This window comes from Candidatus Chloroploca asiatica (genome assembly GCF_002532075.1).
Taxonomy (GTDB): domain Bacteria; phylum Chloroflexota; class Chloroflexia; order Chloroflexales; family Chloroflexaceae; genus Chloroploca; species Chloroploca asiatica.
The window spans coordinates 1-24,985 of sequence record NZ_LYXE01000134.1 but is presented as its reverse complement, the minus strand read 5'-3'; the positions used below and the strand labels follow the sequence as shown (position 1 = coordinate 24,985).

Below are 24,985 nucleotides of genomic sequence, written 5' to 3'. Positions count from 1 at the left end.
GCAGCGCTGGCTTGGATCACCCGGCATAGTTCGGACATTGAAAGTCCCCCTATCGGGTGATACAATACGATTACCGGTCTCATGGCTGCCCTCTTACACTGCATAATCACGTTTGAGAGACCAGTGTCTATGCAAAATCCAACCAGGCTTGTTTCGCCATCGCGCCGTTTGCGGCTTATAGGGAACATCTTACTGCTGGCACTGGTCTATGTGGCAGTTTTTCGTATTACCCTCTTCTTTCTCGATCCGCTTGATCCGATCGTTGCGGTGTGGCCGGCGGCAGGTGTGGCGCTGGCCGGCGTTGTTGTCGGCGGCTACTGGTTGAGCCTGGGGGTGCTGGCGGGAGGTTTTCTCGCCAGTCTTTCGCTCCTTGGCGGCGCGATGACCCCGGTCCTGGCCCTGGTCTTCGCGCTTGGTGCAACAATGCAAGCCCTGTTCGGGGCCTTTTTGCTGCGCCGGTTTGCCAGTCCATTGCCGCCGCGCACGGTGAAACTGGTGGTACGGGGCCTCTTCTTGAATGGGGTAACGGCTGCGGTGGCCCCTGCTGCCAGCATAGTGGCCCTGGCCGTGGCCGGGGTGTTGCCATGGGCGCAGGTGCCAATCCTGTTTGGACGCTGGTGGATAAGTGCCTATGTTGGCATCTTGATACTTGTTCCGGCAGTCATTGTTGCAAGCCGGATCAGGCATAACCGCGTGAGCCTGGAAGTACTGGTTGGCCCATTGGCAAGTCTGATGGTCGGGTTGGCGTTGTTTGCTTTTACGCTTGCGCTCAACTATGAAGAGCGTCAGTTGCAAGCCCGTCTTGAAGCCGATAGTGTCGAGTTGGTACGGGCGGTTGAGACAACGATGTCTGACCACGACTACTCGTTGCTCGCGGTGCGCTCCTTCTATGACGCCTCAGATGAGGTTGATCGCGCTGAGTTTCTTCGTTTTGTCACCCCTCTATTGGCGCGTTCACCGAGTATTCAGACGATGGCGTGGTCGCCCGTAGTGCCGCAAGAAGAGCGGGCCGCGTTTGAGCAAGCGCTGCGTGAAGAGGGTTTTTCCTCCTCTATGCTTTATGAACGTGATGCCACCGGTCAACCGATACCTGTCGCTGAGCGGCCTTTCTATCTTCCGGCGACCTTTTTTGAGCCTTTTGAGCTCAATCGTCCGGCCCTAGGCTTTGATATGGCATCCGAGCAAGTCCGTGCTGCGACGATTATGCGTGCGCGTGATCGTGGTGAGACAATGCTGACTCCGCAACTCAAGCTGATTTCAACGACCGATGATGAGTTGCATGTCTTGCTCATTAGCCCGCTCTATGCTGTTGATACCCCCATAGAGACCCTTGCCGAGCGTCAGGCGGCTTTTGAAGGGATGGTCTTTCTCATTCTCCAGATGGAAGAGGTGGTCGTACAGGCACTTGGTGCGACGACGCCTCATGATCTTGAATTCTACCTTTTTGATGTGACGGAAGGAGCGCCGCCGTTGCTGGCTTTTCAACCGTCGCTCTCGGGAAGCCAGACCTTGGCACCTGCTGACGAGGTGAGCCCAGCCCAACTCGAGGCGTCCCGCTATGTGACCACCCACCGTCTCGAGCTCTATGGCCGCACGTGGGAGTTTGTCGTTCGGCCTGGCCCGGCGTATGTGGCTGCTATTCGCGGTTGGATGGCCTGGCCTACCCTTGGGATCGGGCTGTTCACCGCTACGCTCTTCCTCCTTTATATACGGTCGCGCCAGCGCACCGATCTCTTGCTGGCGCAGAGTCAGGCGAGCCTTGAGATGGCCCAGGAGGTGGCCCATCTGGGGAGTTGGGATCTTGATCTTGCGACTGGCACGGGCTTCTGGTCACACGAGATGTTTCGCCTGTTTGGGCGGGATCCCAAGGCTGGGGTCCCCTCCTTTGATGAGTTTATCACCTGGGTTCATCCCGATGATCGTGCGATCTTGCTTGCGGCGCAGGCCGAGGCGCTGGCGCGCCAAGAGCGCGTAAACCTCGAATATCGGCTCAACCCCTCGCTAGGGCGCGAGCAATGGTTTGAAGCAGCTATCTCCTTGAGCCAGTCCGAAGATAAACCGCAACGAATTATTGGCACAGTGCAGGATATCACCGAGCGCAAGCAGGCCGAAGCCCGTTTGCAGAAGCTCAATCGTGCCTATATCGTGCTGAGTGAGGTGAATGAGACGATTGTGCGCGTGCGTGATCCGCAGCTCCTCTTTACCACCGCCTGCCAGATCGCGGTTACCCAGGGGGGCTTTCGCATGGCCTGGATTGGCTTGCTTGATCCGGAGACAAGTGAAGTGCAACCGGTTGCCTGGGCGGGCGAAATTGGCGATTATCTGGGCAAGTTGCGCATCGCGCTTGACGATAGCCCGCGTGGGCGTGGGCCTACGGCGACCGCTCTGCGACATGGGGAGCATATCGTGATCAATGATATCGCCAATGATCCACGCATGGACCCCTGGCGCGAGGATGCGTTGCGCCTTGGGTATGATGCGCTCGCGGTCTTTCCCCTGATTGTTGCGGGCAAGGTAGAGGGTTCGCTGAATCTGTATGCGCCTGAGACCGATTTCTTTGATGAAGCTGAACTCAAGCTTTTTGATGAAATGGCCATTGACATTGCCTTTGCGCTGGAATTTATGGCCCAGGAGCAGCAACGCCGCGAAGCGGAAGCGCAGATACGTACCAGTGAGCGGCGTAGTCGTGTGTTGCTTGCGGCGATTCCGGATATCATGTTCCGGGTGAACGATGAAGGCATTATTCTTGATTATTCGACCAGGACGGCTGAACTTCTGTATGTGCCGCCAGAAGCCTTCCTTAGCAAGACATTCTGGGAGGTGCTGCCTCCAGAGGTTGGTGAACAATGGCAGGCAGCGATCACGACGGCTTTTGCCACTGACGCGTTGCAGACCTTTGAATATCAACTGCTGCTTGGCGATACGCCTCACTTCTTTGAAGCGCGGCTGAGCGTCAACCAGAGCGAGCGCGAGGCGGTGGCGATCGTCCGTGATGTGACGGAGGCACGGCGGTCAGCCGCCGAAATTGTGCGTCTCTCACGGGTGGTGGAACAGATGGATGACATGGTGTTGATTACCGACATCAATGGCATCATCCAGTATGTCAATCCGGCCTTCGAACGCCAGTTCGGGTTTACCTGTGCTGAAGTCGTGGGGCAGACACCGCGTATTCTCAAATCGGGCCTGGAGAGCAGTGCCTTCTATACCAATCTCTGGGCCACGATTCTCAGTGGCGAGTCCTTTCAGGCCGAGTTTCGCAATCGGCGCAAAGATGGTCAGCTTATCTATGAAGCCAAGACGATCACCCCGGTGCGTGATGAGCATGGCGTGATCACCAACTTTGTCGCGACGGGTAAAGATATGACGCAGCGCAAGCAGATGGAACACGATCTGCAAGAGCGCCTCAAAGAATTGACCTGTTTGCGTCAGGTGCAGCGCTTGCTTGACCAGAACCCCTCCCTTGATGAACTTTGTCGTCAGGTCATTGGCTATCTTGTGGCTGCGATGCAGTATCCTGAGATCGCCTTGGCAATTATCGAGCTTGATGGATGCAGGTATCGTTCGAGGGGCGATGCAGTCATTGACGATGCGTTGCCGCGCATTCGTGCCGACATTCTTGTGGGTAGGGGCGCGATCGGGAGCTTGCAGGTCGTGTATCTTGAAGACGTGCAGCCGATCTCTGAAGAGCAAAACATGCTCGATAGTATTGCCCATGCCCTTGCTCTCTGGCTTGAGCGACGGCGTGCTGAAGAGGCGCTGATCAACGAGCGCAATCTGTTGGCCCGGCGGGTTGATGAGCGTACGGCGGATCTTAGCCATATCAACCTGGAACTTGCCCGTGCTGTGCGCGCCAAAGATGAGTTTCTGGCCAATATGAGCCACGAGTTGCGGACGCCGCTCAATGCAATCCTGGCCTTGAGCGAAGGCTTGCTGGAACAATTGCGTGGTCCGCTCAACGAACGCCAGCAGGCATCCTTGCGCAATATCGAAGCGAGTGGGCGTCATCTGCTGGCTTTGATCAACGATATCCTCGATCTCTCGAAAGTTGAAGCCGGACGCATGGATCTGCAGCCTGAAATCCTGATGGTCAGCGATATCTGTGAGGCAAGCATGGTCTTTGTCAAAGAACTTGCCAATAAAAAGCACATTCAGCTGCAGATGCAGATCAATGAACCACAAGCCCAGGTTGAAGCTGACCCCAAGCGGCTCAAACAGATCCTTGTCAATCTCCTCAGCAATGCGGTAAAATTCACCTCGTCAGGGGGCCGGGTGAGTCTGCTTGTTGAGGCACTGGCTGACGAGGGAGTGATCCGTTTCGCCGTTGAGGATACCGGTATTGGGATGGCGCCCGAAGGTGCGAACCAACTCTTCAAGCCCTTTATCCAGCTCGACTCGAGCCTGAGCCGTCAGCATGAAGGAACCGGTCTTGGCCTTGCGCTGGTGCGTCGCCTGGTTGAGTTGCACGGGGGCAGTGTGAGCGTGACGAGTGAACTCGGCAAGGGGAGTTGTTTTACCGTCGCGCTGCCTTATCCACCGCTGCCCAGGGTTTCATCACGCTTGCTGCACCATCTGGCAACCGAGCCTGCTTCCGAACTGCTCCGTTCGGCATTGGTGATTGAAGACTCAGAGACGGCCGGTGAACAGATCGCCCGGTATCTGGAGGAACTCAAGATCAATGCGGTCGTCTATAGTCGGGGTATCGGGGCCGTTGATCAGGTTGCTCACCTCCATCCTGATGTCATCTTCCTCGATCTCCAGATGCCCGACCAATCAGGCTGGGAGATCCTGGCCCAACTGAAGGCTGATCCAATCTTGCAGGCGATACCAGTAATCATTGTTTCGGTGGTTGATGATCGGGTGAGTGGTTTGGCGGCCGGGGCCGCCGAATACCTGGTGAAGCCTATCTCGCGCGAGACGCTGCGTCGGGCGCTGGGTGTTGCGGTGCATACGCTCCAAGCACCACGTGAAGCGGTTGTCATTGCTTCAGCACCAGCACGACGCCCATCAGCAACCCACATCCTGATGGCCGAAGATAACGAAGTCAATATTGTTGCGATTGGTGACTATCTCCAAGACAAAGGCTATCGGCTCTCGGTGGCACGTAATGGGCGTGAAGCCCTTGCCTTGGCCGCCGAGACGCCACCCGATCTCGTGCTCATGGATATTCAGATGCCTGAAATCGATGGGCTTGAGGCGATCCGGCAGTTGCGCGCTGATCCTACGTTTGCGCTGACGCCGATTATTGCGTTGACGGCCCTTGCAATGCCTGGTGATCGTGAGCGTTGTATGGAAGCAGGGGCAAGTGAGTACCTCACCAAACCGGTGAGTCTGCGTGGCCTGGTTGACAGAATTGAGAGCCTTCTCGACCATCCGCATGGGGGCTATGATGCCAGCACCGAGCATTGTCCTGATTGTTGATGATAACCCGATTGGCCGCGAGACACTGGAAGATCTGCTCTATGGGCAGGGCTATACGCTGGCGTTTGCGGCTGATGGGCCTGAAGCGTTGCAGCAAGCTGCTGCCCTGACGCCCGATGTCATCTTGCTTGATGTGATGATGCCAGGCATGGATGGATTTGAAGTGTGCCGACGCCTGCGCACCGATCCACATCTGGCCGAAGTGCCCGTCGTGATGGTCACGGCGCTTGATGACTCAGAGTCGCGCCTCCGTGGGCTTGAAGCTGGTGCTGACGATTTCATTAGCAAACCCTTCAAACGGGCTGAGTTGCGGGCACGGGTCAAAACGATTACCCGGCTCAATCGCTATCGGAGCCTACTTGAAGAGCGCGCTGCTCTGCAGCATGCCCACGAGGACCTGATCGCGAGTTATGACGCAACCATCGAAGGCTGGGTGCATGCCCTCGATCTGCGCGATAAAGAGACTGAGGGCCACTCGTTGCGTGTGACCGAGATGACCATACGTATGGCCCGTGCTGCTGGCACCACTGAACCTGAGTTGACCGCGCTTCGGCGTGGAGCGTTGCTGCACGATATTGGCAAACTTGGCATCCCGGATGCGATTCTGCTCAAACCAGGGCCATTGACTGACGAAGAGTGGGCCATTATGCACCAGCATCCGCAGTATGCTTATGATATGCTGGCGCCGATCACTTACCTTCAACCAGCCCTCGATATTCCCTATTGCCACCACGAAAAGTGGGACGGCACGGGCTACCCGCGTGGCCTGGCGGGTAATGCTATTCCGCTGGCGGCGCGACTCTTTGCGGTCGTCGATGTCTGGGACGCCCTGCGTTCTGATCGCCCTTATCGCCGGGGTTGGCCCGAACACGAGGTTCTGGCCTATTTGCGGGCGCAAGCCGGGACACACTTTGATCCGTGGGCGGTCGAACTCTTTTTTCAAGTCCTCGAGGCAATGCCTTGCAAATAAGGTGGTTGTTTTGACGCAAAGGCGCAAAGGTTTTCGTGGAGAGGCACGAATCCTTCATGTCTTCGCGTGAGCTTCCTTGAATGCTATTGATCCTAGAGAACCTAGAGGAGCAGTAAGACAGTATATGGTGATGCTTCGTCGTAGCCAGTGGGATATGCTCATGCTTGTCACGCTGGTGGTGGGTCTTGGGTTGATCGTTCTGACCCGTGTGCGCCCTGATCAGCCGGTTGCGTTGGCCGAGCCTGGTGCAGCAAGCGTTGCAACGGTACCCGCACCCCGTGAAGGCCATCCTGCGCCTGACTTTACCCTGCTCGATCTCACGGGGCAACCGGTGCAACTCGCTGACCTGCGCGGCCAGGTGGTCTTGATCAACATCTGGGCGACCTGGTGCCCGCCGTGTCGCGCCGAGATGCCGATGATTCAGGCGTCGTACGAACAGTACCGTGACCAGGGCTTCACCGTGCTGGCGGTCAATTCGCGCGAGGATGCCGCAACCGTTGCGGGCTATATGGAGGCGAGCGGCCTCACCTTTCCTGCGTTGCTTGATCTCGATGGCACCGTGAGCAATGCGTATCAGGCACGGGTCATGCCATCAAGCTTTTTTGTGGATCGAGCCGGGGTGATTCGCGCCGTCTACCGTGGCCCACTGGCGCGCAGCGTCATTGCCGGTACGGTCGAACAATTGTTGGCCGAGGCGCCATAATGTACCCACTCATTCCGCTTGGCCCGCTCAACCTGAGCAGTGGCGGTCTGCTGCTGCTGCTCGGGATCATGGTGGGGATGTTCCTGAGCGAACGCATTGCGCGTCAGCGAGGCGGCGCGGAACTGGTCGATCAGGTCTCACGGCTCACCCTGCCATTGCTGGCGGGGGCGCTGCTTGGCGGGCGGCTCTGGTATGGGCTCTTCAACTGGGATCTCTATGGGCGCAATCCGGGGCTTTTTGTCGCGCTACGGGTTGCCGATCTCGCCTGGGCGGGGGCGCTGATCGGTGGCATGGCCGCAGTGTGGCTCTGGTGTCGTTGGCGACGGTGCGACCTTGCGCCCATCGCGGATGTCGCGGCGCTGACCTTGCCGCTGGTACAGGCGATTGCCAGCCTCGGTCTCTTGCTGAGTGGCGAAGCCTTTGGTATGCCCACGGCATTGCCCTGGGGCATTCCCCTTTTTGGCACCATGCGCCATCCAACACAGATCTATCTGATGCTTGCGGCGCTCATAAGTTATGGCATACTTCAGCTACTTGCCCGACGTTCCCTAGCACCGGGGGCACTCTTTGCCGTCTACCTCTGGCTGCAGGGCCTGACGATGCTATTGCTTGAGTCACTGCGTGGCGACTCACTGCTCACTGTTTTTGGCCTACGGATCGCGCAGATCGTCGGCCTGGGCCTAATGTTGGGCGCGATGCGGTGGTGGGGCAAGAAGATACAACTGCATCCCGATTATATGAGGTGAACCATGGCTATGCGCTATGCCTTCGGTCTTTTGCTTCTATTGACCATCCTTCTGCCGCTGAGTGCTGCGGCCCAGACCTCTGTTCCTCCCGCTTTTAGGACGATCTGGGAGCGCAACGATTACCCGGTGCAGCAGGGACGTGGCAGCCATTCGTGGCTCTGGGGGCCAGTTCCGCGCACGCAAGGGCTGCGGGAGTGGTATATTGATGGGCCGGAGCAGTTTCGCTCGGTGCAATACTTCGACAAGGGGCGGATGGAGATCAATGATCCGCTTGGTGATCCAGCTAGCCTCTGGTTTGTCACGAGCGGGTTACTCGTGCGTGACATGATTGATGGGCGGGTGCAGGTTGGCAATGGCGCTTTTGTGGCGTTGGCACCAGCGACCATCCCGGTGGCGGGCGATCCTAACGCGACCTTTCCAACCTACGCCGATTTGCAGCCCTATGTACGGGTGCAACCGCGCCTTGGCCCTGGCGATACCGTCGCACAGCGTTTGACGCCCGCTGGCTTGCGTGCCGCCCCAGAGTTCGCCAACCTTGCGGCGGCACGCATTGACAGTGCGGTTGTCAATGGGTATGGCATTCCACGGGCCTTCTGGTCATACCTCAACGAAGGCGGAGTCGTGTACGAGCAGCGGCGTTTTGTGCAAGCGAGCCCGCGTTTCGACTGGCTCTATGTCGCGGGTTATCCTCTTGCTGACGCCTTCTGGGTGCGTGTCCCAATTGCCGGGGTCGAGCGTGACGTCATGGTGCAGCCCTTCGAGCGGCGGTTGCTGACCTACACCCCGAGCAACCCGCCCCAATTTCAGGTCGAAATGGGCAACGTCGGCTTGCACTACTACCGTTGGCGTTACGAGCTACCCTTTGCCGAGGGACAGCAAGCGTTGATTACGGTGCCTGCGGCGGCGACGCGCATCAGCAGTCCGGTACTTGTGCAAGGCTTTGAGCGAGGGCGAGCCTTTGAGGCGGGCATTGATCTCCGGCTCCGCACGGCCAGCGGCGCGATCATCGCCCAGGTTGGAACCTCGGTGCAGCGTCCCGATCTCAACATTCCCGGCCCCTTTGTGGCGAGCCTCGTATTCACGCCACCCGAAACCGAAACTCCTGGTGTCATCGAGGTCTTTGCCGTCTCGCCGCTTGATGGCAGCGAAACAATCCTCGCTCGCCAACCAGTGATCATTGACGGTCTTGCGCGTGGCATCGACCGAGCAATTGCCCTTGCGCAAGCCGATCTCATCAAGCGTACCGGCGCCTCGTTTGCAGCAATCAGCCTGCACGCTGCCGACGAAGTCGTCTGGCCGGACGGCTCACTGGGCTGTCCTGAACCAGGCCAAAACTACCTCCAGGTACTCACCCCAGGCTACCAGATCGTGCTCAAGCTAGACGAACAGTTCTACGACTATCACACCGACACCCGCACCACAGTGATCCTCTGCCGCAATGGACGGCCAGCGGGGTAAGCGGCAGGGCGATTGACCTACACGCTTACTTGAAAATCGATCGTCTGATCCCCGTTTCCTGCCCACATCCGGTGCAGGCTGTGCCCTCAAGTCCGACGATGCGCGTGCTGTCGTTGGTGCGGGTGATCAGCGTTTGTGCACAGTGGGGGCACAGGGTCTCTTGGTCTGGTTCAACGCCGTAGATGTGGCAGAGGCCGCGTTCGTGGCCGAGTCGCCGGGCGCGCATGGTTGAGGCTGCCGTGGCGCTGCCGGTATCGCCAGGTAGGATATGCCAGGGGGTGGACGCACCCAGGGTGTCGCGGATCCAGTCAATGAGCGCGGCCAGTTCGTCAGGGTTGTCGTTGACGCCATGATGGATGCGGGTCGTTATTTCAAGGTGACATTGCCAGCGTTGCTGGGCCCGCTCGGCGATGTCCAAGACCTCGCGCCACGCGGGGAGCCCGCCGAGCCGTGCATAGCTCGCGTCGCTAAACCCGCGCAGGTCGAGGCTCATGCCGTCAAGGTAGTGTCCGAGCGCATCAAGGGCTTCGATGGTGAAGGCTCCGGTTGTTACCATCGCCGTGTAGCGACTGGTCGCCCGGCAGAGTTGCAAGAGGTTGCGGACATATTCAAGGTTGACCGCTGGTTCACCAAAGGCCCAGATGACCCCTCGACAGAGCCGTTCGAGGGCGACGTTGGCCGCACGTTCGGGGTCAAGCCGCCGCTGCTGTGCCGGATCTTCGGGGAGAGCGCTATACAGTCCGCGTTCCTGATCTACCAGGGTTGCGTACCCCCATCCGCCTAGCGCCAACGTCATCGTGTCAGGGAAAAAGTGCCACAGCCGGTAATCTTCAATCGGCCCGAGCGCTGCGCCAGCAATGCGTTCGTAGTTGAGCATGGCGATGCCGCCTTTGACCCCGACGCGCATCTGGCAGCGCCCGGTTTCCCCAGGGGCGAGGGTGCAACGCCATTGGCACGCCTGACATGTCGTTCGCTTTTCTTCTCTGGCGATGACGAGATCGGCGAGGTCGTGCGCGTCTGTCATGCGAGTTCCTGTTGCTCTAGCATTGCATTCATGAGATGACGTATAATAGAACAGTGTAACATAGGTATTCGTGGGCCAATTTGAGAAACTTCATGGAAGACACCCCCCTCCGGCCCGGGCAACACGATGAGGTTGCTCGTTCCGTTCAGTATGAGCGTTCCCCTGGTGATGATCAGCCCTGGACGCACGTTGCCGAACCGCTGCAACCCGGGTTCCGTGTGAACCAGGTGCGCCGGGTTGTGCGCGAATTGTTGGAAACAGCCCTCTTTATTTTGTTGATCTTCTTTATTGTGCGCGGTATGGTGCAAAACTTCAAGATCGAAGGAAGTAGCATGGAGCCGACGATGCACAGTGGTCAGTATATCCTTGTCAACAAGTTGGTCTATTTTCACTTTGACCTCAATGCGCCGTTACGCCTGATGCCCGGCCAGGAGGATCTGCCGCAACGCATTATCTATCCGTTTCATCAGCCGCGCCGTGGTGATATTGTCGTCTTTGAGTATCCCAATGATGTTGCCAAGGATTATATCAAACGGGTGATCGGCTTGCCTGGTGATAGCGTGGAGATCCGCGATGGCAAGGTTTTTGTGAATGGTCAGGAGCTTGCGCAGCCCTATCTGGGTGGTGCGTCAACGTACTGTATGATTAATTCGGCCTGTCAAACTGGCCCGCTGGTGGTGCCCGAAGGGCATCTCTTTGTGATGGGTGATAATCGGGCGAATTCGAGTGATTCACGTGAGTGGGGGCCGCTGGCCTTCGAGCGGGTGGTGGGCAAAGCCTGGTTTGTCTATTATCCGCTGAGCGAGTGGGGGCTCGTGCCGCACTATGACTATGCATCGCTGGCTGACGCTCATCAACCGCCAGCCGAGCTTGCTTTTGAACCGTAGCGCGACGGGCTACGAGGAACAATCAATTCTATGCATATTGCCATCAATGCCCATCTGCTTGCCCATACCCGTTCCTTCCGGCGCGCCGGGGTTTCGCACTATATTGAACAGGTGTTGCTGCACCTTGGTCGCCTTGATCGCCAGAATCGGTATACCGTCTATACAACCCGTGGGTTGACCAGTGCAGCCCTCGGGTTGCCTCCCAACTTTCGTGTGATCCCTAGCCATCTGCCGACGATCAATCCGCGCGTGCGGATTCCGTGGGAACAACTGCTCGCCCCACTCTTGCTGCGTTCGATCCGCGCCGATCTCTTTCATGGGGTCTTGAATGTGGCCCCGCTCTTTTGCTCGGTGCCGAGCGTTATCACGATCCACGATCTCGCTTTTATTCGGTTTCCTCAAACCTTTCGGGCCTATAATCGTACTTATCTGGATTTTGCGACCCGGCTGAGCGCCAAGCGGGCGTCACGGATTCTGGCGGTGTCTGAGCATACCAAACGCGAAGTTGTCGGCTTGCTGGGTATCCCAGAGGATCGCATTATCGTTACCCCTAACGCCGTCCGTGACCATTTTCGCCCCCCCGAGCCAGGTGTGCTCGCTGATTTCCGCGCCCGCAAAGGCCTTCCCGAGCGCTTTCTCTTGACCGTCGGTACGCTTGAGCCACGCAAAAATCTGACGACCCTGCTTGAGGCGTATGCCCAGGTGGTGCGCACCCATCAGGTTCCGCTGCTGATTGGTGGTGGCAAGGGCTGGCTCTATGATGCCGTCTTTCAGCGTCTCGAGGCGCTTGGGTTGCGCGATCTGGTGGAGTTTGTCGGCTATATTGAAGAAGAGGAACTGCCGCTCTGGTATGCTGCTGCGACCGTCTTTGTCTTCCCTTCAATTTATGAGGGCTTTGGGATGCCGCCGCTTGAAGCGATGGCTTGTGGCACCCCGGTGATCACCTCGGCGAGTGCAAGCCTCCCCGAGGTTGTTGGTGACGCCGGTCTGATGGTCAACCCGCACGATGCCGGGGCCTTTGCGCAGGCGATCATGGCCCTACTGGACGACCGCGCGTTGCACCAGGATCTGCGTGAGCGTGGTTTGCGGCGTGCCAAGGCTTTTTCGTGGCATACGACGGCAGAACGAACGCTCGCCGCCTATGAAGCCGCCGTGAGGGGTTTTTAAGCACAATACCTTGCAATAAGGCGATTGTTTTGACGCAAAGGCGCAAAGGCGCAACGTTTTTCGCGTACGTGAGCGAACCCTTCGCGCCTTCGCGTGAGCTTATTGGAAAAGTATTGGTTTTAAGCATTAAAAAGGAATTGTTGATGCACCACACACAACGTCTCGTTTTCGTGATCGTTCTGCTGCTGAGTCTGGCTGCATGTGCTCAACCCCAGCCCCAACCGCCCTTGCCCGAGGTGCAACTGACCGAAGATGAGGTTGGTCAGACGGTTGAACTGGCCGTGGGCCAGGTGCTTGCGATTACCCTGCCGAGCAATCCTTCAACTGGCTATGCCTGGCAGTTCATCGCTGGCGACGACGCGATCATCGCGCAACAGGGCGAGGCTGAGTATGTCCAGGGCGCGAATATGCCCGGTGCCGGTGGGATGGAGACCCTGCGGTTTACTGCCCAAGGTGCGGGGACAACCATGTTGACGATTGGCTACAAGCGCCCCTTTGAGCCAGATGAAATGCCAGTGCGGAGTTTTACCGTCGAGGTGGTCATCCGCTAGTATAATAGGCATGGTCTCAATGGTATATCTGCCTCTAGGCGAGGAGGAGCGATGACAAACGTGGATCTTGCGAGTCTGGTACGCAATGTGCCCGATTTTCCGATTCCGGGCATTCAGTTCAAGGATATCACCACGCTGATCAGCAATGGCTCGGCGTTTCAGCAGGTGATCACGACGTTGGCTGACCGGTACCGCCCCTTGGGGATCGACGCGGTGGTAGGGATCGAATCACGGGGATTTATCTTTAGCGCCCCGCTTGCCCTGGAATTGAAGGTAGGCCTGGTGCCGGTGCGCAAGCCGGGCAAGTTGCCGGCTGATACCTATCAGATCGAGTATGCGTTGGAATATGGCACCAGCAAACTGGAAATTCACCGTGATGCGTTTGTGCCAGGGGCACGGGTCATTGTCATTGATGATCTGCTGGCGACGGGTGGCACGATCAGTGCGGCCACGCAACTGATTGAACAGGCTGGCGCACGGGTTATTGAACTTGCCTTTGTGATCGAGTTGGCGTTCCTCAATGGACGCGACAAACTTGAGGGCTATCCGGTTTACTCGCTGATCCAATATTGAGACTTGCACAACGTCTGAATCTCGGCTATACTTTTGTACGGTGTATCGTCGTTGTTCTGAGGGCTGCATGGGGCCACACCAAATCCACGGTAAAGGGGGTGAGCAGACGAGATCAATATCAGGCGTGTCTGGAACAAGCGTTGCCCCACGCATATGAGAGTCCAGGTCATCTGAGGTGGTCGTACGATATTGATCGATGCAGAGCAATGCGTGTAGAACGTCGTGAAGGTGAAACTGTCGAGCAGTTGATCCGCCGTTTTAATAAGGGCGTGGTCTCTGAGCGGATTACCAAAACATATCGCGAGAAGATGCACTTCGTTTCCAAGAGCGAACAGCGCAAAGAGAAACGTCGTCGTGCCGAGCGCAATCGGCGCAAGAAGATGTCGAAGGGTTTCTAACCAATTCATACAACAACGACACGAGGCTAGCGGGCATTTGTCCGCTCTTCTCGTGTCGTTTGTGTCTTTTTAGAGGTTATACCGCATGTTTGATAAGCTGAAACTTGTTGAAGCCCGCTATGAAGAACTTGATCACCTGATGGCGAACCCTGAGGTGATGACTGATTTACCGCGCTTGCAACAGTATGCGCGTGAGCAGAGCGATTTGACCGACCTTGTGGCCGCCTATCGTGCGTATCGTCAGGCCGTCACTGCGCTCGATGAGGCTCAGACGATGGCGTATGAGACCGATGATGCTGAATTGAAGGCGCTTGCGCAAGAAGAGATTGAGCAGCAGCAGACGACGATTGACCGGCTCGACCAGGAGATCCGCTTGTTGCTGTTGCCGAGCGATCCGAATGATGCCAAAGATGTCATTATGGAGATCCGGCAGGGCGAAGGTGGCGATGAGGCTGGTCTTTTTGCCGGCGACCTCTATCGGATGTATGTGCGGTATGCTGAGTTGCGCGGGTGGAAAGTTGAAGTGAACAGTACCACCGAAAGTGATACCGGTGGGATGAAAGAAGTAATCTTCGAGATCCGCGGCGAAGGGGCCTATAGCCGGATGAAGTATGAGGGTGGCGTGCATCGGGTGCAGCGGGTGCCTGTGACCGAGGCGCGTGGGCGTATTCATACCTCTACGGCGACGGTTGCGGTCTTGCCCGAGGTCGAACCAACCGAATTCGAGATCAAGTCAGATGAGATCCGCCTCGATGTCTTCCGCGCCGGTGGTCACGGCGGCCAGGGGGTCAATACGACCGACTCGGCGGTGCGCTTGGTGTATCGAGCGGGAACGCCTGATGAGATTGTGGTGACATGTCAGGATGGCCGTTCGCAGATCAAGAACCGGGATAAGGCGATGGCCGTGTTGCGGGCGCGGCTCTATGCCCGTGAACAAGAGAAGCAGGATCGTGAACTGAGCTCATCACGCCTTGCCCAGGTTGGCACCGGTGAACGCGCCGAGAAGATTCGTACCTACAACTTCCCTCAGGATCGCATCACCGATCATCGGATCGGCCAGAACTTCTCGAATCTGCCCGGTGTGCTCGCTGGCAACCTCGATAAGATTATTGATGCCCTGATCGTGCATGATAATGCCGAACGCCTCCAGGCTTCCGGCATTGCGTGATTCGATTGGCGCTTGCTGAGAGGATAGTCTATAATCTTCACACACCATCGGCAAGATAGTCAGGGAAGATCATTGTGCTCTCGCCAGTGCTTGAGACCTTTATCACTCAGATGCCCAAGGTGGAACTCCATCTTCACCTGGAGGGGACGATTACCCCGCGCACGTTGTTAGTGCTGGCTGAACGCAATGGGGTCACCTTGCCCGCCAATGACGAAGAGGGCGTCGCCGCTCTCTTTCGCTATCGCGATTTTGGCGATTTCCTCAATGTGTTTATGGCGATGACGCGGGCCATCGTGAGCGGTGAGGATTTTGAACAACTAGCCTATGAGTTGGGCCATGATCTTGCCCAGCAGAATGTGCGCTATGCCGAGGTGATGATTTCACCGATGCAGTACCTGCTGCGTGGGCTGGATCTCTATGAGGTCATTGAGGGCACGATGGCGGGCTTTGCCCAGGTCGAGCGTGAGGCTGATATTGTGCTTCGCCTGGCCCTTGATTATGGGCGCCAGTATGGCCCCGAACGCGCCTGGGAGTCACTCGAAGTCGCCTGTGCGCTGATGCACCGTGGGGTTGTCGGCTGGTCGATTGGCGGCAATGAGATCGGGCATCCCCCCGAGCCGTTTGCCCCTGTCTTTGCGGCTGCCCGTGCGGCGGGGCTTGGGGTGATGGCCCACGCCGGTGAGGTGGTCGGGCCGGTGAGTGTCTGGGGCGCGATCGAGTTTCTTGAGGCGCAGCGGGTCGGCCATGGTGTGCGCAGCGTTGATGATCCCCTCCTGGTGCAGACGCTGGCCGAACGGGGCATTGTGCTTGATATTTGCCCCAGTAGCAATCTGTTGACCGGTGCCATCAAGACGTGGGCAAGCCACCCGTTGCCCTCTTTGCTTGCTGCGGGCGTCCAGGTGACGATCAATTCTGATGATCCTACCTTCTTTGCGACGACGTTGACCGAAGAGTACCGTCGCTCGCTTACGCACCTCGGCCTTACGCTCGACCAGTTGTGTGGTACAGTCAGCACAGCGGCCCGGGCGACCTTCTTGCCCGCCTCTGACCAGGAGGCGCTCACGATGCGGGTTGAACAAGAGATCACGCTGCTCCGTCAACGCCTTGGGGTGTAACAGCCAATAGGGTGGCACAGAGTAAAAAAACAAGCCAGCAATGCTGGCTTGTTTTTTTTTGCTATGCGCCAGGGCTGCATAGTGTGTTATAATACGATATATATGTCGTGAATTAAATAGCATTCCAAAGCGGCGCAAGGAGCATGTAGCCTGGGAGAGGGTATGCAGGTCTTCAATCACTTTCGGTTCGATAACCTTCGCGGGGACCTGTTCGGTGGGGTGACGACGGCCATTGTTTCGTTGCCGCTGGCGTTGACGTTTGGGGTTGCTTCGGGCGCGGGACCTGCAGCCGGGTTGTATGGGGCAGTTCTGGTTGGGCTCTTTGCGGCGCTCTTTGGGGGGACATCAACGCTCATCTCAGAGCCAACTGGCCCGATGACGGTGGTGATGACGGCGGTCATTGTCGCGATGCTGGCGCAAAATCCCGATCAAGGGATGGCCATGGCCTTTACGGTGGTGATGCTTGCAGGGCTCTTTCAGATCCTGTTTGGCCTGCTCAAACTGGGCAAGTACATTACGCTGATGCCCTACAGTGTCATTTCGGGCTTTATGTCGGGCATTGGCATTATCCTGATGACGCTGCAACTCGCCCCGCTGATGGGCCAGCCGAGTCCGCCGGGGGGAGTGCTGGGGACGCTGCAAAATCTGCCGACCCTGGTGGCGAATATCCGCCCCACCGAGACGATCCTGGGTGTTTTGACGCTGGCAATTCTCTTTCTCTTTCCGGCGCGCTTCAAACGCTATGTGCCCCCTCAGTTGATCGCGCTTGTTGCGGGAACGGTTGTCTCGTTGCTGGTCTTTGCCAATGAAGATCTCCGTCGGATCGGGGTGATTCCGGTTGGCTTGCCCGAGCTGATCTTGCCCACCTTTACCCCCGAGCAGATCACGACGATGGTGATTGATGGTCTTATCCTGGGGATGCTCGGGTGCATTGATACGACACTCACGGCAATGATTGCCGACAGCCTGACCCGTACTGAGCATCGTTCGGATAAGGAGTTGATTGGTCAGGGCATTGGCAATTTCTTCGCGGGTCTCTTTGGGGGGTTGCCGGGGGCGGGGGCCACGATGGGAACCGTGGTCAATATCCAGAGTGGAGGGAGAACGCCGCTTGCCGGAGTGATCCGGGCCTTGCTATTGCTCATCGTGGTGTTCGGGGCAGCCAGGTTGACCGAACAGATCCCGCTTGCTGTGCTCGCCGGCATTGCGATGCATGTTGGGTTCAACATCCTCGATTGGAGCTTGCTCAAACGGGCGCATCGGGTCTCATTCCAGACGACCGTGATTATGTATGGCGTGTTGTTGCTGACGGTCTTTGTTGATCTGATTGTCGCGGTTGGGGTGGGGATTTTTATTGCCAATATCCTGACGATCGAGCGGCTGAGCGCGTTGCAGTCAGAGCATGTGAAGGCGATTAGTGATGCTGATGATGCAATCCAGATGAGTGACGAAGAACGCAACCTGTTGCAACAGGCCGATGGACGGGTCTTGCTCTTTTACCTGAGTGGCCCGATGATCTTTGGGGTCTCGAAGGCGATTGCGCGTCAGCACGCAACCATCAGCGAGTATGATGCCGTGGTGATCGATCTGAGCAATGTGCCCCTGCTGGATGATACGATTTCGCTGGCGATCGAGAATGCGATCAAAGATGCCGTCGAAGCGAGGGGCGAGGTCTTCATCGTGAGCCCGACTGCTGCGATGCATCGCCAGTTGAGTCGGCTCGATATTTTTGCCATGATTCCAGAGGATCATGTCTTTTGCCATCGCCCAGCGGCCCTGCGGCGGGCAGTGGGGCAGGTGATGCCTGCATTGCCGGGCATCGCGGCTTGATCGACTTTTCGCCCTCACCCGCCTCCTGGAGCGGGGGGGGCACGGGGCGTGGGGGCACGGGGCGTGGGGGCCCGGCGGCGCCGTGCCCGTAGGGCGATTGCATCTTGCGTGGATGCACCAGGCCAGGGCACCCGCAAGGGGTGCCCCTACCGGCCGGGGGCCGGATCCGGTGTACGGGCACCCCTTGCGGGTGCCCTGATAGAGCGTCTTCTTGTATCCGGTTTCGTATGATGCAATCGCCCTAGCCGTGCCCGTACTCTTGGTTGCGTCCTCTGCGTGGTGTGTGCTACCATGCGTGCGTGCGAAGTTCGTGGTTCAGGCGCATGTGAGGAGTTGTGGGATGGAAGCGTGGCCCTATCTCGCTGAGTTGGCGGTGGTGATCAGTGGTGCTGCGATCCTCTTTGCGACGCTGAGTTATGGCGATCATATGCGCCGTATTCCCCTCGCTGCACCAATTGAGTCCTGGTTTTTCAGCGGGTTTGCCCTCTTTCTCATTGGGGTGATGTTGATCGCCCGTCACATGCTCTGGCTTGAGTTGATTAGGCTGACGATTACGGCGTCAGTCTTCTTTTTGGCGCTCTGGACGATGCGCTGGCTGCGGAGACGACGATGACCCAGATTGCTGCCGATCCTCCTGCTTCTTCCCACCGCAAGGCAACTGATTGGGTGACGTTTGGGTGTCTGTTGAGTTTTGCGGTGCTCCACGGTTTGCTCTATCTCTTTCTGGTGCTGCCCTGGCAGGGTTATGATGAGCCGACCCATTTTGAGCATGCGTTGATCCGCGCTGCGAGTGATCTTGCGACCTACCGCAATGAGTTTGTGCAGCCAATTGCCGATTCGATGCTGCGCTTTGACTTCTGGGGGCCTGATGGCGAGCCGACCTACCGCTCGCCTGGGGTGCCTTTCATTGGTTTCAATCAGCGCATTCATCCGCCCTTCTATTATGAACTTGTCGCGCTTCCGATTGAACAGACGCTTGATCAGTCCATCGAAACGCAACTTTATGCAGCCCGTCTCTTGAGTCTCGCGCTCTATGTGGTGTCGGTGCTGGCGGTCTGGCGCCTCGCGGTTGTGCTGGCCCCTGATCAGCCGTCACTCCAGGTGGCGGTGCCGTTGATCTATGCCACGCTGCCGGCGTTTGCCTCGTTGATGGTGACGGTCAATAACGATGTGCTGATCAATGCGACCGGGGCTATCTTGTTGCTTGCCTGTGCGCTGCTGATTCGCGATGGTCTGCGCCCGTTGCCGTTGTTGATGGCGTTGCTTAGCCTGGGGATTGGGGTGGCAGCCAAACGGACGGCGGTGCTCGGCGTGGTGCCGCTGGTGCTGGCGCTCTTCTGGTCGCTGAAACGCCAGCCGATCCGTGGAATTTGGCGTTGGGTGACGCTGCTGCTTGGGCTGGCCCTTGTCACAGGCGGATTCGTGGCCGCAGTGCAGATCGCGCAGACTGAGGCCGGGATGACGTTCGAGTTGCGCCCCTGGTTTCTGCAACTCGATCAGCAGTATCTGCGCCTCAGGCTTGAACCCTTTTTCCTGTCGATTATGGATTGGGAAAATAGTGCGCAACTCTATCCTTTTACGCTTCAGGTTGCGTTTCGGACCCACTGGGGTGCCTATGGCTGGGATCGCATCGTGCTCGACGGGGTCTGGACGATCATCTTTCTGCTGCTCAGTGCCGCCGCGGGCCTTGGCTTGCTTATCCGGGCTTTCCGCCGCCGCGATGAGGTGGCGCTCTGGCAGCGCCGGGTGATCTGGATGATGTTGAGCCTGATCGCGGTCGGGGCGGCCGCTTTGTTGCTGCGTGTGCATCCAATCCCACCCTATGGCGACTATGTCTATATTTCGCGAGGGCGCTACCTCTTTGGCATGCTCGGTGCCACGATCTGGCTACTCGTCTTTGGCATGCTCGGTCTCCTGCCTCGCCGTATGAGCACACTGATGTTGTTGGCGCTCGTGCTCTTCTTCTTTATCTTCAATACCTACGGCCTTGTTACGCTGATCACCGAATACTATGGACAACCCTGGACGCTCGAGGCGTTGACCGCCGGCAAGCCCTGGCTCTTTGCGGTGCCCGCGCTCTATCCTACGCTTGGTGTGCTCACTGCGCTGAGCGCGGGCGTGTGCCTGTGGCGCGTCTGGGCTGTGGCGCGGGTGTACTCATGATGTTTACCCCTATGTCAGCAGCGCAACTCTCGCTGGCCTTGGCTCAGCGCCACTACAATCGTCAGCTTTTTGCTGATCGTTATCTTGATGTGACGTTGCCGCAACGTGAGGATTGGCTGGCGCTACGTGCTGAAGCTATTCCGGTGCTGGCGCAGGTGCGGGCGCTGTTGGCGGCTTTTACGCCGTCGAATAATGAGGCGCAGACGGAGCATGATCTGGTGCGTCCGGTGCTGCTGGCGCTTGGGCATAGCTTTGAGGTGCAGGCTGCGCTACGTACGCCCAAGGGGACGAAGAAGCCTGATTATGTTTTCTACTGCGATCAGGCTGCGCTGAATGCTAATAAAGGTCGGGTGCTGACGGATGCCGATTTCGGTGCGGCGTTTGCGGTGGGCGATGCGAAGCATTGGGAGCGCAAGCTGGATGTTTCGAGTACCGGCGAGAGCGATGAGATCAATAAAGTGCCGGCTGATCAGATCGCTTTTTATATGCGCCATAGCGGAGTCGCCTGGGGCATCTTGACCAATGGGCGCTTCTGGCGGCTCTATCATAAGGATACCGTTCATAAGCAGGATCGCTTCTACGAGGTCGATCTGCGTCAGTTGGCCGAGTCCGGTGATGTTGATGCGTTCCTCTATTTCTATGCCTTCTTTCGGCGGGAGGCTTTCAACCCTCCGGCGGCGGAACCGCTCGCGCTCGAGGCGATGCTCCGCGAGAGCAGTGCCTATGCTCGTGGCGTGAGTGAGAGCCTCAAGGCGCAGGTTTTTGATGCGCTCCGCCATCTTGCTCAGGGTTTGCTCGATTATCCGGGCAATCGGTTGGAACCGACGCCTGAGACGCTGCGCGAGGTCTATAGCCATAGCCTGATTGTGCTCTATCGGTTGCTCTTTATCTTTTACGCCGAGGCGCGTGAGTTGCTGCCGTTGCGTGCGAGTGCGGCCTATCGCGAGGATTACAGTCTTGCGGCGACGGTGCGTCAGGTGGTGCGGCGTCTCGATAGTGGGCTGACGCTGCTGGCTGATACCGGGCGTACGTGGGCGCGCTTGCGCGATCTCTTCCACATTATCAATGGCGGGAGTCCGCCGCTTCAGGTTGCGACCTTCAATGGGGGCCTGTTCGATCCGCAGCGGCATCCCTTTCTTGAGCGTTATACGATTGGTGATGCGCAGCTTCAGCGGGCGCTGGATAAGCTCGCCCGCGTCGAGAAGGAGCAGATCGATTACCGCGATCTGGCCGAGCGACATCTTGGCACGATCTACGAAGGCTTGCTTGAGTATCATTTGCAGCCGATTGCGCCCACGTCTGACGGCTTCACGCTTGATCTCTTCAATGACAAGGGCGAGCGTCACCGCACCGGCAGCTACTACACGCCCGATTTCGTGGTGCAGTACATTGTCGAGCAGACCATCCGCCCGCTGCTGGAGGAGGCGGTTGCTGGTCAGACGACGGACGAGGCGAAGATTGCGGCGGTGCTGGCGGTGAATTGCCTCGATCCTGCGATGGGCAGCGGGCATTTTCCGGTGGCGGCGACGGAGTATATCGCACGCTACCTCGTCGAACTGGGCGTGCAGCCGCCCGCCGAGGCCGGTGAGGAGCCTGATCTGGTCTATTGGAAGCGGCGCGTGGCGCAGAGTTGCATCTACGGTGTCGATCTCAACCCGCTCGCGGTCGATCTCGCCAAGCTCTCGCTCTGGCTGGCGACCGCCGCGAAGGGCCGCCCGCTCTCCTTCCTTGACCATCACCTGCGCTGCGGCAATGCCCTGGTGGGGGCCAGGGCGACCGAGGTTGCGGCCAGCAAGCCCGTGAAGCAGGCGAAACGCAGCAAGAAAGAGGTGGCGGCGGCGCAAGCAGGGCAGCTCTCGATGCTCGAAGACCCGGCCTTTGCCGGGGCGATGTCGAGCGCCGTCGGCTCGATGTGGCTGATTGAAGGCAGCGCCGGGCGCACCGTCGCCGAAGTCAAAGAGCAAGAGCACCTGTACGAGTTGATCCGGCGCGAATTGACCGAACGCTTTGCGGTGCAGGCCGATCTGCGCACCGCCGACGACTTCGCCCAGGCGCCCGACCAGAGCCTCTGGCCGAGTCTGCTTGCGTATGCCAGCAAGCGCGAGAGCGGAGCGTTTGCCATGCCCGCCTACGAGCCGCTGCTGGCGCAGGTACGGGCGTTGGCCGAAGCGCAACGTTTCTTGCATTGGGATCTCGAATTCCCCGAAGTCTTTTTTGATCGCCACGGTCGCCCACTGGGGGAACAGGCCGGCTTTGACGCGATCATTGGCAACCCGCCCTACGTACGCCAGGAACAACTCGGCCCACTCAAACCCTACCTGCAACGAGCCTACCCCGAAACCTACAGCGGCACAGCGGATCTCTTTGTCTCCTTCTTTCACCAGGGCGTCAAGCTGCTGCGGCACGGCGGGCGGCTGGGGTATATCACAACCAACAAGTGGCTACGGGCTGGCTATGGCGAGGGGCTACGGGCTTACTTCGCCTCCCATGCAACCATTGAGCGCATCATTGATTTCGGCCACGCTCCAATCTTTGAGGGTGCCGATGTCTTCCCGGTGATTATCGTGGTGACGAAACCTTCAGCGGATGCAGACTTGAAAGATCACGAGGTGCAAGTAACGAGCTTTCCACGAGATGCTCTGGGCTTAGTGAGCCTGGACAGCTACGTGGCTCGCTACAGCCACCCTGTGCCTCAGCACCGCCTGGGTCGCAATGCCTGGAGCCTGGAACAAACCGGCACCGATGCGCTTATAGAGAAGATCCGCTGCGCTGGCATACCGCTGATTGAGTATGCTGGGGTGAAGCCCTTTTATGGTATCAAGACCGGCTTTAACGAGGCGTTCCTGATCGATACGCCGACCAAAACACGCCTGGTGCAAGAAGATCCGCGTTCGGAGCAAGTCATTAAGCCGTACCTGCGCGGGCAGGATATTAAACGCTGGACGCCCGAGTGGCAAGGACTGTGGATGATTGTGCTCAAGTCCAGCGAAAATAATTTCTGGCCCTGGAGTCATACCCCGGAACAAGCGGCTGAGATCGCTTTCCGCGAGCACTATCCCTCGCTCTACGCCTTTATGAAGCCTATGGAGGTGCGATTGCGCGCCCGTCAGGACAAAGGGCACTATTGGTGGGAGCTACGATCCTGTGCGTACTATGAGGCTTTTGAAAAACCAAAGGTAATGTATCAAGTCATTCAATTCCACTCACAATATGGAATTGATAAGTCTCAAGCATTTACTAACGATAAAGGGTTTTTTATTCCGGTCCCTGACCATTGGCTCCTTGCAGTTCTTAACTCCCCGCTCATGTGGTGGCATAACTGGCGCTATCTGCCGCATATGAAAGACGAAGCTCTTAACCCGGCTGGCTTTCTAATCGAGAAGTTACCAATCGCTCCGGCTAATGATGCCACCCGCGAGGTCGTCGCGCCAGCAGTGGATCGGCTGATCGCCATTACCAGAGCTGGGCAGCAAGCGCGGCGCGATACGCTTGACTGGTTGCGTAGCGAGTTCGATATAGCGACACCAGGCCAGAAGCTTGCCGAGTTCTCCACCCTTAGTGAACCAGAGTTTATCGAGGAGGTTAAGAAGCGTCGCCCCAAGGCTTCAGGCAAACTCTCGCCAGCAGGACTACGGGCACTGCGCGACGGCTACGCTGAACAAGCTAAGCCTGTTCAACAACACCGGGCCGAAGCACTGGGACTGGAGCGACGTCTGGCTGAGTTGGTCAACGCTGCTTACGGCCTGACGCCAGAGGATGTTGCATTACTGTGGGAAACTGCGCCGCCACGAATGCCGGTAAATAAATAGAATTTTACTATGACCATCCCCGATTTCCAAAACCTGATGCTACCGATGCTGCAACTTGCCGCCGATGGCCGCGAGCATCGCGTCAGCGACGTTGCCGACACCTTAGCGCAGCACTTCCACCTGAGCGAGGAAGAGCGTGCCGAGATGCTACCAAGCGGCATCCAGACCAAATTCGACAACCGGGTCGGCTGGGCGCGCACGCATCTCGGCAAAGCGCTGCTGCTAGAGAGTCCCCGGCGAGGCTGGTTCCACATCACCGAGCGCGGGCGCGAACTCCTGGCGAATCCACCCGAGCGCATCACCGTCGCCTACCTGATGCGCTACCCTGAACATCTGGCCTTCCGCAGCAAAGGCCGGCAGCCTAGCGAGAACGGCCCGGCAGCAACACCGCTGACAGAGGAAGAAAGCGCCTCGCCCGAAGAAGCCCTCGAAGCCAGCTACCAGACTCTGCGCAGCACCCTGGCCCTGGAGCTCCTAGAGCGGGTGAAACAAGTCTCGCCACGCTTCTTCGAGCGCCTGGTGGTCGATCTCCTGGTCGCAATGGGCTACGGCGTGGTTTTAGCCATTATTGGTACACCTAAGATAAGGCTCTGCAATCACTAGTTTACATAATCCTAGCTTGAAGAAAGTGTAAAGAGTTTTTCGCGCCTAACAGCCCTTGCTCGTCGCCCGCCCTTGCTCGTGTAATAGCTTTTGCTCGTCGCCTAGCCTCTGCCCGGATGTAGGGATTTTGCCCGTGTAACAGCCTCTGCCCGTCTCACCCCCTGCCCCCCGCCCCTTAAAACCACTTCCGCCCGTGTAACAGCCTCTGCTCGTCTGATCACCCTGCACGGGTGTAGGGCTTCCGCCCGTCTAACAGCCTGGGCGGTCACGTCAGCACTTGTTTTCGCTCCAGGATTGTCCTGGTTCCTCATGTCGGCCATTGTTCCACTGCCTCGTTGCTCTCATCAACGCAACTGCCCTGATCAGGATGCCACAACCCTGATCAGGCGTGGAACCGTGGCC

General features: G+C 58.0%; 18 protein-coding genes. 17 read left to right on the top strand and 1 reads right to left on the bottom strand.

Going from position 1 to position 24,985, the window contains the following annotated elements; translation table 11 throughout:
- The first annotated feature begins 129 nt into the window (after window positions 1-129).
- The 5 genes from A9Q02_RS17615 (at window position 130) to A9Q02_RS17595 (ending at window position 9,295) form a co-directional block, all read left to right on the top strand.
- Window positions 130-5,418 carry a response regulator gene (locus tag A9Q02_RS17615; RefSeq protein ID WP_172451094.1) on the top strand — a complete coding sequence of 1,763 codons (5,289 nt, stop codon included), beginning with the start codon at window positions 130-132 and terminating at the stop codon, window positions 5,416-5,418.
- Window positions 5,384-6,388, top strand: coding sequence for an HD domain-containing phosphohydrolase (locus A9Q02_RS17610; RefSeq protein WP_245860640.1), 1,005 nt, complete (start codon window positions 5,384-5,386; stop codon window positions 6,386-6,388). Before A9Q02_RS17615 ends, A9Q02_RS17610 begins: the two co-directional genes overlap by 35 nt.
- Window positions 6,389-6,512: 124 nt before the next feature.
- Window positions 6,513-7,091, top strand: coding sequence for a peroxiredoxin family protein (locus A9Q02_RS17605; protein ID WP_245860639.1), 579 nt, complete (start codon window positions 6,513-6,515; stop codon window positions 7,089-7,091).
- A complete protein-coding gene (locus A9Q02_RS17600) occupies window positions 7,091-7,837 on the top strand; it encodes a prolipoprotein diacylglyceryl transferase (protein ID WP_097654395.1) in 747 nt (248 codons plus the stop codon). Before A9Q02_RS17605 ends, A9Q02_RS17600 begins: the two co-directional genes overlap by 1 nt.
- 3 nt (window positions 7,838-7,840) lie before the next feature.
- Window positions 7,841-9,295 carry a Gmad2 immunoglobulin-like domain-containing protein gene (locus A9Q02_RS17595; protein WP_097654394.1) on the top strand — a complete coding sequence of 485 codons (1,455 nt, stop codon included), beginning with the start codon at window positions 7,841-7,843 and terminating at the stop codon, window positions 9,293-9,295.
- Between the two features lie 25 nt (window positions 9,296-9,320).
- Here A9Q02_RS17595 and A9Q02_RS17590 read toward each other — a convergent pair whose 3' ends face one another.
- On the bottom strand, window positions 9,321-10,319 hold the full coding sequence (locus A9Q02_RS17590; RefSeq protein WP_097654393.1) for a radical SAM protein: 999 nt from the start codon (window positions 10,317-10,319) through the stop codon (window positions 9,321-9,323).
- A gap of 92 nt (window positions 10,320-10,411) precedes the next feature.
- Here A9Q02_RS17590 and lepB point away from each other — a divergent pair, with 92 nt between their 5' ends.
- The 12 genes from lepB (at window position 10,412) to A9Q02_RS17530 (ending at window position 24,583) form a co-directional block, all read left to right on the top strand.
- Window positions 10,412-11,206, top strand: coding sequence for a signal peptidase I (gene lepB / locus A9Q02_RS17585; protein WP_097654392.1), 795 nt, complete (start codon window positions 10,412-10,414; stop codon window positions 11,204-11,206).
- A 30-nt stretch (window positions 11,207-11,236) separates the two neighbouring features.
- Window positions 11,237-12,373 (top strand): glycosyltransferase family 4 protein, encoded by a 1,137-nt coding sequence (locus A9Q02_RS17580; RefSeq protein WP_097654391.1) that lies wholly within the window; start codon window positions 11,237-11,239, stop codon window positions 12,371-12,373.
- Window positions 12,374-12,516: 143 nt separating this feature from the next.
- Window positions 12,517-12,924 carry a protease inhibitor I42 family protein gene (locus A9Q02_RS17575; RefSeq protein WP_097654390.1) on the top strand — a complete coding sequence of 136 codons (408 nt, stop codon included), beginning with the start codon at window positions 12,517-12,519 and terminating at the stop codon, window positions 12,922-12,924.
- A 51-nt stretch (window positions 12,925-12,975) separates the two neighbouring features.
- Window positions 12,976-13,497, top strand: a complete 522-nt coding sequence (locus A9Q02_RS17570; RefSeq protein WP_097654389.1) for an adenine phosphoribosyltransferase — start codon at window positions 12,976-12,978, stop codon at window positions 13,495-13,497.
- Window positions 13,498-13,703: 206 nt separating this feature from the next.
- Complete coding sequence (gene rpsU / locus A9Q02_RS17565) at window positions 13,704-13,895, top strand: 30S ribosomal protein S21 (RefSeq protein WP_097654388.1); 192 nt, start codon at window positions 13,704-13,706, stop codon at window positions 13,893-13,895.
- A gap of 85 nt (window positions 13,896-13,980) precedes the next feature.
- Entirely contained in the window at window positions 13,981-15,063 is a 1,083-nt protein-coding gene (prfA, locus tag A9Q02_RS17560; RefSeq protein WP_097654387.1) for a peptide chain release factor 1, read from the top strand.
- Window positions 15,064-15,137: 74 nt separating this feature from the next.
- The gene (gene add / locus A9Q02_RS17555; protein ID WP_097654386.1) at window positions 15,138-16,178 is read left to right on the top strand and encodes an adenosine deaminase; all 1,041 of its coding nucleotides are present in this window, start codon (window positions 15,138-15,140) and stop codon (window positions 16,176-16,178) included.
- 162 nt (window positions 16,179-16,340) lie between these two features.
- Entirely contained in the window at window positions 16,341-18,008 is a 1,668-nt protein-coding gene (gene bicA, locus A9Q02_RS17550; RefSeq protein ID WP_097654385.1) for a bicarbonate transporter BicA, read from the top strand.
- Between the two features lie 340 nt (window positions 18,009-18,348).
- The gene (locus tag A9Q02_RS17545; RefSeq protein WP_097654384.1) at window positions 18,349-18,621 is read left to right on the top strand and encodes a hypothetical protein; all 273 of its coding nucleotides are present in this window, start codon (window positions 18,349-18,351) and stop codon (window positions 18,619-18,621) included.
- Window positions 18,618-20,171, top strand: coding sequence for a glycosyltransferase family 39 protein (locus A9Q02_RS17540; RefSeq protein WP_097654383.1), 1,554 nt, complete (start codon window positions 18,618-18,620; stop codon window positions 20,169-20,171). Before A9Q02_RS17545 ends, A9Q02_RS17540 begins: the two co-directional genes overlap by 4 nt.
- An 11-nt stretch (window positions 20,172-20,182) precedes the next feature.
- The gene (locus tag A9Q02_RS17535; RefSeq protein ID WP_172451092.1) at window positions 20,183-23,980 is read left to right on the top strand and encodes an Eco57I restriction-modification methylase domain-containing protein; all 3,798 of its coding nucleotides are present in this window, start codon (window positions 20,183-20,185) and stop codon (window positions 23,978-23,980) included.
- Window positions 23,981-23,989: 9 nt separating this feature from the next.
- Window positions 23,990-24,583, top strand: a complete 594-nt coding sequence (locus tag A9Q02_RS17530; RefSeq protein WP_097654381.1) for a winged helix-turn-helix domain-containing protein — start codon at window positions 23,990-23,992, stop codon at window positions 24,581-24,583.
- The last annotated feature ends 402 nt before the right edge of the window (window positions 24,584-24,985 follow it).

Bases quoted from the DNA above. Each gene is read 5' to 3' on its own strand.
- A9Q02_RS17535 (WP_172451092.1), top strand. From the start codon at position 20,183: ATGTCAGCAGCGCAACTCTCGCTGGCCTTGGCTCAGCGCCACTACAAT.
- A9Q02_RS17575 (WP_097654390.1), top strand. From the start codon at position 12,517: ATGCACCACACACAACGTCTCGTTTTCGTGATCGTTCTGCTGCTGAGT.
- A9Q02_RS17545 (WP_097654384.1), top strand. From the start codon at position 18,349: ATGGAAGCGTGGCCCTATCTCGCTGAGTTGGCGGTGGTGATCAGTGGT.
- A9Q02_RS17530 (WP_097654381.1), top strand. From the start codon at position 23,990: ATGACCATCCCCGATTTCCAAAACCTGATGCTACCGATGCTGCAACTT.
- A9Q02_RS17570 (WP_097654389.1), top strand. From the start codon at position 12,976: ATGACAAACGTGGATCTTGCGAGTCTGGTACGCAATGTGCCCGATTTT.
- bicA (WP_097654385.1), top strand. From the start codon at position 16,341: ATGCAGGTCTTCAATCACTTTCGGTTCGATAACCTTCGCGGGGACCTG.
- prfA (WP_097654387.1), top strand. From the start codon at position 13,981: ATGTTTGATAAGCTGAAACTTGTTGAAGCCCGCTATGAAGAACTTGAT.
- lepB (WP_097654392.1), top strand. From the start codon at position 10,412: ATGGAAGACACCCCCCTCCGGCCCGGGCAACACGATGAGGTTGCTCGT.
- A9Q02_RS17615 (WP_172451094.1), top strand. From the start codon at position 130: ATGCAAAATCCAACCAGGCTTGTTTCGCCATCGCGCCGTTTGCGGCTT.
- rpsU (WP_097654388.1), top strand. From the start codon at position 13,704: ATGCGTGTAGAACGTCGTGAAGGTGAAACTGTCGAGCAGTTGATCCGC.
- A9Q02_RS17605 (WP_245860639.1), top strand. From the start codon at position 6,513: ATGGTGATGCTTCGTCGTAGCCAGTGGGATATGCTCATGCTTGTCACG.
- A9Q02_RS17595 (WP_097654394.1), top strand. From the start codon at position 7,841: ATGGCTATGCGCTATGCCTTCGGTCTTTTGCTTCTATTGACCATCCTT.
- A9Q02_RS17600 (WP_097654395.1), top strand. From the start codon at position 7,091: ATGTACCCACTCATTCCGCTTGGCCCGCTCAACCTGAGCAGTGGCGGT.
- A9Q02_RS17610 (WP_245860640.1), top strand. From the start codon at position 5,384: ATGATGCCAGCACCGAGCATTGTCCTGATTGTTGATGATAACCCGATT.
- A9Q02_RS17590 (WP_097654393.1), bottom strand. From the start codon at position 10,319: ATGACAGACGCGCACGACCTCGCCGATCTCGTCATCGCCAGAGAAGAA.
- A9Q02_RS17580 (WP_097654391.1), top strand. From the start codon at position 11,237: ATGCATATTGCCATCAATGCCCATCTGCTTGCCCATACCCGTTCCTTC.
- A9Q02_RS17540 (WP_097654383.1), top strand. From the start codon at position 18,618: ATGACCCAGATTGCTGCCGATCCTCCTGCTTCTTCCCACCGCAAGGCA.